The organism is Akkermansia muciniphila (assembly GCF_900184965.1).
GTDB classification, from domain to species: domain Bacteria; phylum Verrucomicrobiota; class Verrucomicrobiia; order Verrucomicrobiales; family Akkermansiaceae; genus Akkermansia; species Akkermansia muciniphila_A.
Window position 1 is genome coordinate 1 of sequence record NZ_FXYA01000006.1, and the last position, 223, is coordinate 223.

Genomic DNA, 223 nt, shown 5'->3' on the forward strand with positions numbered 1-223 from the left:
ATCGACGGATCTGTTGGCTTTGAACTCATCCCTGACGATGTATCCGAGACAGACAATGATTATCATCAGCAGATTAGGTCGTGGGCAGCTATACCACCCAATTCACCGGTGTCTGATCTACCTTCCACCAATGAGCTCGTAACTGTTATTAAAACGTTGCCTATGAATAAATCGTCTGGTGAGGATAAAGTTTCAAATAAAATGATAATAGAAGCGTGCAAAT

The 223-nt window shown here is 41.7% G+C and carries 1 protein-coding gene; it reads left to right on the forward strand.

Features of this window, described 5'->3' with window-relative positions; translation table 11 throughout:
• Window positions 1–223, forward strand: a 223-nt coding sequence (locus CI070_RS13735) for a hypothetical protein (protein ID WP_218824062.1), incomplete at both ends; no start/stop codon positions are given.